Source organism: Herpetosiphon sp. (assembly GCF_003512625.1).
Classification (GTDB): Bacteria; Chloroflexota; Chloroflexia; order Chloroflexales; family Herpetosiphonaceae; genus Herpetosiphon; species Herpetosiphon aurantiacus.
This window is the reverse complement of sequence record NZ_DOPT01000014.1, coordinates 1-8,192: the sequence shown is the minus strand read 5'-3', so window position 1 is coordinate 8,192 and position 8,192 is coordinate 1. Positions and strand designations below refer to the sequence as shown.

At 52.9% G+C, this 8,192-nt stretch carries 10 protein-coding genes; all 10 read right to left on the bottom strand.

Annotated features, from left to right (window positions below; translation table 11 throughout):
- Positions 1–367 precede the first annotated feature (367 nt).
- The gene (gene tatC, locus DEF47_RS02695) at positions 368–1,120 is read right to left on the bottom strand and encodes a twin-arginine translocase subunit TatC (RefSeq protein ID WP_012188310.1); all 753 of its coding nucleotides are present in this window, start codon (positions 1,118–1,120) and stop codon (positions 368–370) included.
- Positions 1,113–1,583, bottom strand: coding sequence for a Sec-independent protein translocase protein TatB (gene tatB, locus DEF47_RS02690; protein WP_012188309.1), 471 nt, complete (start codon positions 1,581–1,583; stop codon positions 1,113–1,115). The genes tatC and tatB overlap by 8 nt, the downstream gene beginning before the upstream one ends.
- A gap of 404 nt (positions 1,584–1,987) precedes the next feature.
- Positions 1,988–2,227: an acyl carrier protein gene (locus DEF47_RS02685; RefSeq protein WP_012188308.1), complete on the bottom strand. Its 240-nt coding sequence runs from the start codon at positions 2,225–2,227 to the stop codon at positions 1,988–1,990.
- A 57-nt stretch (positions 2,228–2,284) separates the two neighbouring features.
- Complete coding sequence (gene nusB / locus DEF47_RS02680; RefSeq protein ID WP_012188307.1) at positions 2,285–2,725, bottom strand: transcription antitermination factor NusB; 441 nt, start codon at positions 2,723–2,725, stop codon at positions 2,285–2,287.
- The gene (locus DEF47_RS02675; RefSeq protein ID WP_012188306.1) at positions 2,703–3,053 is read right to left on the bottom strand and encodes an Asp23/Gls24 family envelope stress response protein; all 351 of its coding nucleotides are present in this window, start codon (positions 3,051–3,053) and stop codon (positions 2,703–2,705) included. Before DEF47_RS02675 ends, nusB begins: the two co-directional genes overlap by 23 nt.
- Positions 3,054–3,072: 19 nt before the next feature.
- Positions 3,073–4,440: an acetyl-CoA carboxylase biotin carboxylase subunit gene (gene accC, locus DEF47_RS02670; protein ID WP_012188305.1), complete on the bottom strand. Its 1,368-nt coding sequence runs from the start codon at positions 4,438–4,440 to the stop codon at positions 3,073–3,075.
- Positions 4,441–4,488: 48 nt separating this feature from the next.
- Entirely contained in the window at positions 4,489–5,244 is a 756-nt protein-coding gene (fabG, locus tag DEF47_RS02665; RefSeq protein ID WP_012188304.1) for a 3-oxoacyl-[acyl-carrier-protein] reductase, read from the bottom strand.
- Between the two features lie 16 nt (positions 5,245–5,260).
- Positions 5,261–6,004, bottom strand: coding sequence for an SDR family oxidoreductase (locus DEF47_RS02660; protein ID WP_012188303.1), 744 nt, complete (start codon positions 6,002–6,004; stop codon positions 5,261–5,263).
- Between the two features lie 9 nt (positions 6,005–6,013).
- The gene (gene fabG, locus DEF47_RS02655; RefSeq protein ID WP_012188302.1) at positions 6,014–6,763 is read right to left on the bottom strand and encodes a 3-oxoacyl-[acyl-carrier-protein] reductase; all 750 of its coding nucleotides are present in this window, start codon (positions 6,761–6,763) and stop codon (positions 6,014–6,016) included.
- A gap of 214 nt (positions 6,764–6,977) precedes the next feature.
- The gene (gene fabD, locus DEF47_RS02650; protein ID WP_012188301.1) at positions 6,978–7,910 is read right to left on the bottom strand and encodes an ACP S-malonyltransferase; all 933 of its coding nucleotides are present in this window, start codon (positions 7,908–7,910) and stop codon (positions 6,978–6,980) included.
- Positions 7,911–8,192 lie beyond the last annotated feature (282 nt).

Below are 8,192 nucleotides of genomic sequence, written 5' to 3'. Positions count from 1 at the left end.
GCTTTAATCCCCCTGCACCCCCTCAAGAGCATGGATCGGCAGGCATTCATCTACCGATGAACCAGCCCATCCGTGGTTTGCAGTGAAAACCTACCCTTGTAAGCTCTCCCGCACGCGAGGCGAGGGGGAAACCCTTGATCATGATCATTGGATCGCCCCTCGCCCGCCGCAGTGGGAGAGGGGTTGGGGGTGAGGGAACGTTAAAACCGACCCTTGTAAGCAGCCCCTAGCCCCCTCTCCCGCCCAGCAGGCGAGGAGGAACCAGAAGGTTTGAACGCCCCTCACCCGCCGCAGTGGGAGAGGGGCTGGGGGTGAGGGAGCGTTAAAACCGACCCTTGAACGGAGGGGTTCAGGCGTGAGGACGGCTCTAATTTGCGGGCTTGGGCTGAGCCAAACGCCCCAGCAACAAGCCAAATTCAAACAAGAGATACATGGGAACCGCCAAAAAAGCTAAGTTGGCAGGGTCACCAGTTGGGGTCAGAATTGCCGCAGCGACGACCGTGATCAGCACAACATAGCGGCGATAGCGCCCGAGCTTGCGTGGATTTAAAATGCCAAGTTTGGTCAGGGTAAACATGATCATCGGCAATTCAAAGACAATGCCATTGATCAGCAGCAGGCGGGTGAGAATCGAAAGAAAATCATCGAGGCGCGGCTTATTTTCAATCAAATTACCAGCATTCTCGATGCCAAAGTTGATCAAAAATTTAATTGCCGCTGGAGCTGTTACAAACCAACCAAAAGCTAAGCCACCCAAAAAGCAGAAAATCACCATGGGCAAACCGATAAAAATCCATTTGCGTTCAGTGCGGGTCAGGCCAGGCGCTAAAAAGGCCAAGAGTTGATAAATAATCACGGGCATGGCTGCCGCAATGCCCAGCGTCAGCGCTGTACTAAGGTAGGTGGTAAACGTTTCGGCAACTTGGGTTGTTTGCACGCCCTGCTCGCCAGCAAAGCTCAAAATCACATATTTAATAAAGCCAGTGCTGTTGACAATGTAAAAACCACCAAACATGCCAATTAATACGGCAATCGAGACCTTGGTGAGCCGTGAACGCAACTCGCGCAAGTGGTCGAGCAAGGTCATGGTGCCATCAATCGCGGTTGTTGATTTAGCCATTGGTTTGCTCCTCGGCGGCTGGCGCACGCAATGCTTGGTCTAGCGGCTGATCTAGCAAATCGTCATCGAGCATCATTCGCGCTTGGCGGGCAATCTCAGGCCGTGCTGCTGGGGGTTTGGGGGTTGGGTCGATCACATTGGCCGCAGCCGTCGTTTTGGGATCTAAGCCAAGATCGACAATCATCGCCCGATCATCATCGGAGAGAATCGAGCGCCCAAGCTCTTGAATTTGGCGGCGCGGGTCGAGTTCGCGAATTTGGCGGGCCATTTTTTCGACCGATTCATAATCATCGCCCAGCTCGTTACGAGCCTGATTGCGCAGATCGCTGATCATCTTACGGCCTTTGCTGATCCACTGGCCAATCTGAAACAACATTTCAGGCAAGCGCTCAGGGCCGACCACCACCAGGGCAATCACCAAGATGATTACAAATTCAAACGGGCCAATCCCAAAAATTGTCATAAGCGTCTGACCACTGGCTACAGGCTTGGGGCAACGCTTTAAGCAGTGTTAACCAAAAGCCCAACAAATAACTGCAATGGTTTATCGTTGCGTCCCCTCACCCTCGACATATCCTTACAAGGGTAGGTTTTAACGTTCCCTCACCCCCTAGCCCCCTCTCCCACTGCGGCGGGCGAGGGGCGTTCTACCCTTCATGATGGAGCGCTTCCCCCTCTCCTCGCAGGGCGGGAGAGGGGGCTAGGGGGTGAGGGCATGTCAATCGATGGTGAATCCCACCCAATCATTGCTAACAACCCACCCTTGTAAGGCGAGGGGGTGAGGGATGCCAACCATTACAAATAACAAATGGACAATGCCACACAAGGCTGAACACCTTGCAGCATTGTCCACTGTTCGCATACAAATTACTCTTGGATGTTTGCTTTAATAAAGGCTTCAGCATCGCCGACAGTGCGCAACTTTTCAGCTTCTTCGTCGGTAATTTCTACGCCGAATTCTTCTTCGAGCGACATGACCAACTCGACCAAATCGAGTGAGTCGGCGTTAAGATCGTCCAAGAAGGTGGCGCTTGGCACAATTTTGTCTTCTTCTACGCCCAATTGTTCAGCAACCAATTTCTTCAAGCGTTCGTTTAAGTCTGACATTGTTGGATTCTCCGTATAGATAAGGATAAGTCCGAGGCAATCAAAGGGATTACCGAGTTATTCCTCGGATTCAGGTTTATTGACCACGGTACTGAGCACACCATTGACAAAACGGCCCGAATTATCGCTGCCGAAATGTTTTGCAAGCTCGACCGCTTCATTAATCACGGCTTTAACCGGAGCTTTATCCGCCGCCGCATCGTAGAGAATTTCAAACAAAGCGATGCGCAGCACCGCAATATCCACCCCAGGCATTTGGTGGACAGGCCAAGATGGGGCAATTTTGGCAATTAAATCATCAATCTCTTGACGATTAACCCATGCACCATTGACAATTCGGGCAAAAAAATCACGACCTTCTGCGCTGAACATTTCATCATCACTGATGCGTGCAACAACCGAATCAAGGTCGTGGGTGGTTTGATCAAGTTCAAAGAGTGCCTGAAGTGCCGCAGCACGCACTCGGTGGCGAAGGCTACCCACGGTTCTGCTCGACATCCTGAATATAGACATTAACCGCACTGACCGGCATGCCGACCATTTCGTTTAATGCTTCGGTTACCGCCGATTGAACACGAGCGCCGAGATCAAGCAAGTTGACATCGGGTTGGGCGATCAGGTAGCAATCGGCACTGACGCTATCATCGACAACACGGATTGCCACACCATCAGCATTAGCAGTTCCGCTCCCCAACATGCTACCGACGCGTTGTTGGCCAGGCACACTGCCCAACCGCGCAACGCCAGCAACATCCTGCGCCGTCAGCGAGACAATCGCTGAAAGCACATCGGGGGCAATTGTCACAGTTCCAAATGGTTGATTCACAGTTTTCTCCAAGACTGCCCTACGCTGTCGCTTCTTTGGCAGCCTGTTGATTTAAAATATCAGCCAAGGTGTGCGTTGCAACATCGCCGCTCACAAAAGCTGGCTCGTTCATCATGCGCAGTTGAAATGGCAAGGTGGTCGTAATGCCATTGATCACACATTCGCTTAATGCTCGCCGCATACGTTCAATTGCCTCAAGCCGCGTTTCCCCCCAGACGATCACTTTGGCAAGCATCGAATCGTAGTTGGTAGGAGTGCGATAACCTGAATAAAGATGCGAATCGACCCGTACCCCTGGGCCACCTGGCGGCAAGTAGAGATCGACAGTCCCGCCAGCAGGCATAAAATCACGGTCGGCATCTTCGGCATTAATCCGACATTCAATCGCATGCCCGCGTATTTTAATGTCATCCTGAGTGAGCGTCAAGCGTTCGCCGGAAGCAATCCGAATTTGCCACTTAACCAGATCAAGTCCGGTCAGCCATTCAGTCACAGGGTGCTCAACCTGCAAACGGGTGTTCATTTCCATAAAATAGAAATTTCCCTGATGATCGAGTAAAAATTCCATTGTGCCAGCGTTGTAGTAGCCAATTTCGCGCACGCCATGCAAGGCGGCTTCGCCCATTTTCTGGCGTAATTCTGGGGTCAAGGCAGGCGATGGGCCTTCTTCCACCACTTTTTGGTGGCGACGTTGCAACGAGCAATCACGCTCGCCAAGGTGAATTGCATGGCCATGTTGATCAGCCAAAATCTGAATTTCAACGTGGCGCACCACTGGCAAGTATTTTTCCATATACAAATCGCCACGGCCAAAGGCAGCTTCGGCCTCAGCGCGGGCAGTATTAAAAGCTCGGGCCAATTCATCAGGCTGATTGACCACGCGCATGCCCCGCCCGCCACCGCCAGCCACAGCTTTGAGCAAAACCGGGTAGCCAATACCATCAGCAAGGCTTTGAGCTTCTTCAACGCTGGTCAAGGGGTTTTCGGTGCCAGGCACAAGCGGCAGGCCAGCCAACTTCATGGCTTGCTTGGCCAGCGCTTTATCGCCCATGCGCTGAATCGAATCGGCTGAAGGGCCAATAAAAGTCAGACCACACTCACGGCAGCTTTCAGCAAAATAGGGGTTTTCCGACAAAAAGCCATAACCTGGGTGAATCCCATCGCAATCGCTAATCAGCGCAGCGCTAATCAAGGCTGGCGCATTCAAATAGGATTTGGCAGGTGGTGGCGGGCCAATACAAATCGCCTCATCGGCCATACGCACCGCCAGCGAATCGCGATCGGCCTCGGAATAGGCGGCAACTGCTTTGATGCCTAGCTCGTGGCAAGCACGAATAATTCGCACCGCAATTTCACCACGATTGGCAATTAAAATTTTGCGTAACATGTTGGTTCCTCAGCTAAAGCGTTCGAGCAAGCGTTCCAACGCTGCCGCCTAATACATGGTCATGCCGCCATCGACTGCCAAGGTTTGGCCAGTGATGTAGCCCGCAGCATCGGAAGCCAAGAAGACCACCGCGTTGGCAATTTCAGCAGGTTGACCCATACGTGCCAAAGGAATCCGATCCAAGGCTTTGTTGATCAATTCTTCGGACATGGCGTTGCGGGTCATATCGGTTTCAATAAAGCCTGGGCAAATTGCGTTGGCGGTAATCCCGCGTGAAGCCATTTCTTGGGCCACCGACTTGCTAAAGCCGATCAAGCCTGCTTTGGCAGCGGCATAGTTGGCTTGGCCTGCATTGCCCGTTAGACCGATAACTGAGCTAATCGTGATCACACGACCCCATTTATTTTTCATCATTGGGCGTAGCACAGCCTTGGTCAGCAACATCACCCCGCGCAAGTTGGTTTGTAATACATCATCAACTTCGCTCTCTTTCATGCGCAACAACAGGTTATCACGGGTAATGCCAGCATTATTGACCAGAATATCGACGCGGCCAAATGCTTCGGTCGTGGCTTTGAGCAAAATTTCGTGGCTAGCAGGATCAGCCACATCGGCTTGTACTGCCAGTGCCTTGCCACCCTTAGCTGTAATCGCCTCGACCACTTCAGCCGCTGCTGCTTCGCTGCCACGATAATTGACCACCACTGCAGCGCCGCTGGCAGCCAAAGCCTCGGCGATTGCCCGACCGATCCCGCGTGAAGCTCCAGTCACAATTGCGACACGACCAGTTAAATCTAGTTGCATGATTGCTCCTTCAAGACTAAACCATGCGCCAACCGCCATCGACTGGCAGCACTTGGCCCGTAATATAGCCCGCCTCTGGATTGGCCAGCATAAAAATTGCTGGGGTAATTTCGGCAGGTGCGCCTAAGCGTTTCAACGGCACAATATTGGTGGCCCATGGGATATAACTTGGATCAAAACTCGACATATGGGGCCGTGAGATCAGCCCAGGGGCAACGCTATTCACCGTAATGCCCCATGGTGCAACCTCACGCGCCAACGATTTAGAAAAGCCGATAATCCCACCAAGTGCGGCAGCATAGTTGGCTTGGGTTAGGCCACCAGCTAAGGGCTGATAGCCAGTAATTGTGATAATTCGCCCATAACGGGCTTTTTGCATTGGCCGCAAAACTGCGCGGGTAATCCGTGTCACGCCGCGCAGCATCACATCCATTACATCGTTCCATTGCTCAAGGGTCATGTCGGCCACCGGAGCATTGTTAACCGCAGAATGGGCAGTGATCAGCATATCGAGCCGTTCCCAGCGCCGCACAGCCACTTCAACCAGGCTATTCATGGCTTCAGCATCGCGCACATCGGCCTTAATGGCGATCAAACGTTGCTCATCAGCAATCGTATCGCACATCTCTTCAGCCAAATCATCGCGCTGACGATAGCAAAAAACCACCCGTGCGCCGCGTTGAATCAACCCCGAAACCACTTCGCGCCCAACCGCACCAGTGCCACCTGTGACAATCGCCACTTGATCGTTAATACTCATTCTGCACCCCTATGGCATGACCCAGCCGCCGTCAATCGTCAGCACATGGCCAATAATATACGATGCAGCAGGCGATGCCAGAAAGGCCACCGCTGGCGCAACTTCTTCAACTTTGCCAAAGCGTTTGAGCGGAATCACATCAAGCGCCCAGGTTCGCAGCCATTGCGGAATATGGTCGATAAAATCGGTGTCGATATAGCCAGGTGCAACCACATTCACCACAATTCCATCAGAAGTGACTTCGCGTGCCACAGCCTTGGAAAAACCAACCAAGCCCATTTTGGCCGCTGCATAGTTGGTTTGACCAACATTGCCCGCCAAGCCCGCCAACGAAGCAATGCTGACGATTCGGCCATAACTATTAGCTCGCATCGCTGGCAACACCGCCTGCGTGCATAAAAATGCCGAGGTCAGATCAGCCTTGATCACATCGTCCCACTCTTCGTCTTTCAAGCGCTGAAAGAGATTATCGCGGGTGATGCCTGCATTATTGATCAAAATCTGAATCGTACCCCACTCAGCCAAGGTTTGAGTAACCATGGTTTCAACCGCTTGCTGATCGGTTACGTCGGCCTGAATTGCCATCGCCACTCCCCCAGCGGCTTGAATTTCGGCAACCACTGCCTCAGCTTTGGCGGCACTTGATTGATAATTAACAACGACTTTAACGCCCCAACTGGCTAGCTCCAAAGCAATTGCGCGGCCAATCCCGCGCGATGCTCCGGTGACAATCGCCACATGGTCTTGCATTCCCCGCATAGCAGCTGCCTCACCCACTTACATTACTCTTTCAAGGGTAGGTTTTCAAGGATACGCTCCATGCCCTCACCCCCAGCCCCTCTCCCACTGCGGCGGGAGAGGGGAGTTCTAGGCTTCATGCCAGGATGGTTCCCCCTCGCTCGCTGGGCGGGAGAGGGGGTTAGGGGGTGAGGGCATGCCAATCGACGATTCATTCTACCCTTGAAAGCTTATACTACTGGGCGTTATTGTACTCGGCAATCTTAGCTATGTCATCAAAGTTAGCAATATTCAGGCGTTGCAAATTGGGATCGATCCGCTTGACCAAGCCTGTAAGCACACTCCCTGCGCCAATTTCAATCACAATTTGCACGCCCATGGCCGCAGCTTGCTCAATTGTGGCAATCCAGCGAACTGGTGCGGTAATTTGGGCAATAAGTTCAGCGCGAAGATCCTCGGCACGCTGAATTGGCTGCGCTGTGCTGTTGGCAATCAATGGCACGTGGGCTGCGCTCATTGCTGCCGCCGCAATTGCTGGCGCTAAACCAGCAGCGGTTGCCGCCATCAAGGGTGAGTGAAACGCGGCACTCACATTCAAAGGCATGATTTTCTTGGCTCCTGCTGCTTTGGCTTGTTCACTAGCCGCCGCAACCGCCGCACTGGCCCCGCTAATCACCAACTGGCCGTGGGCATTTTGATTGGCCACGACACATGCGCCCAACTTACTAACATTGGCGCAAATTGCTTCGAGTGGCCCAAGATCCAGCCCAATAACGGCGGCCATTGCGCCTTCGCTGGCTTGAGCCATCAACTCGCCGCGTTGGCGCACCAAACGCAGGGCTGTAGCAAAATCGAGGGCTTTGGCGGCCACCAAGGCGCTATATTCGCCCAATGAATGGCCAGCCACAATGCTTGGATGCAGATCCACGCCAGCCTCAGCAATTGCCGCCAACAAGGCCACGCTGACCGTCAGCAAGGCAGGCTGGGTATTTTCAGTCGCAGTTAAATCAGCTTCAGGCCCATCAAAGCACAAACCCGCTAGATCAAAACCAAGCACAGCATTGGCTTCAGCAAAAATTGCGCGGGCCGCAGGCGATTGTTCATAGACCTCGCGGCCCATGCCAACTTTCTGCGAGCCTTGTCCAGGAAAAAGCAATCCGATTGTCATTGGTTATCTTTCTATTATTAAGAGGGATCAGGGGTCAGGTTTTAGCCACGAATTACACGAATTTCACTAATTATTTCGTTGCATCGTAAGGCTATAGCTTAATACCCAACACCCAATTCCCGATCCCCAACTCTATGTTCTATGTTCTATGTGTAATGGTTCATAGCGTTAACAACCAATTGTCACGTTCCCTCACCCCCAGCCCCTCTCCCACAGAGCGGGCGAGGGGAGCACTCCGAGAGCGGTTCCCCCTCGCCTCGCGTGCGGGAGAGGGGGTGAGGG

Coding starts and splice junctions, on each gene's coding strand:
- DEF47_RS02685 (WP_012188308.1), bottom strand. CDS start 2,227: ATGTCAGACTTAAACGAACGCTTGAAGAAATTGGTTGCTGAACAATTG.
- nusB (WP_012188307.1), bottom strand. CDS start 2,725: ATGTCGAGCAGAACCGTGGGTAGCCTTCGCCACCGAGTGCGTGCTGCG.
- tatC (WP_012188310.1), bottom strand. CDS start 1,120: ATGGCTAAATCAACAACCGCGATTGATGGCACCATGACCTTGCTCGAC.
- fabG (WP_012188302.1), bottom strand. CDS start 6,763: ATGCGGGGAATGCAAGACCATGTGGCGATTGTCACCGGAGCATCGCGC.
- fabD (WP_012188301.1), bottom strand. CDS start 7,910: ATGACAATCGGATTGCTTTTTCCTGGACAAGGCTCGCAGAAAGTTGGC.
- DEF47_RS02660 (WP_012188303.1), bottom strand. CDS start 6,004: ATGAGTATTAACGATCAAGTGGCGATTGTCACAGGTGGCACTGGTGCG.
- fabG (WP_012188304.1), bottom strand. CDS start 5,244: ATGCAACTAGATTTAACTGGTCGTGTCGCAATTGTGACTGGAGCTTCA.
- tatB (WP_012188309.1), bottom strand. CDS start 1,583: ATGACAATTTTTGGGATTGGCCCGTTTGAATTTGTAATCATCTTGGTG.
- accC (WP_012188305.1), bottom strand. CDS start 4,440: ATGTTACGCAAAATTTTAATTGCCAATCGTGGTGAAATTGCGGTGCGA.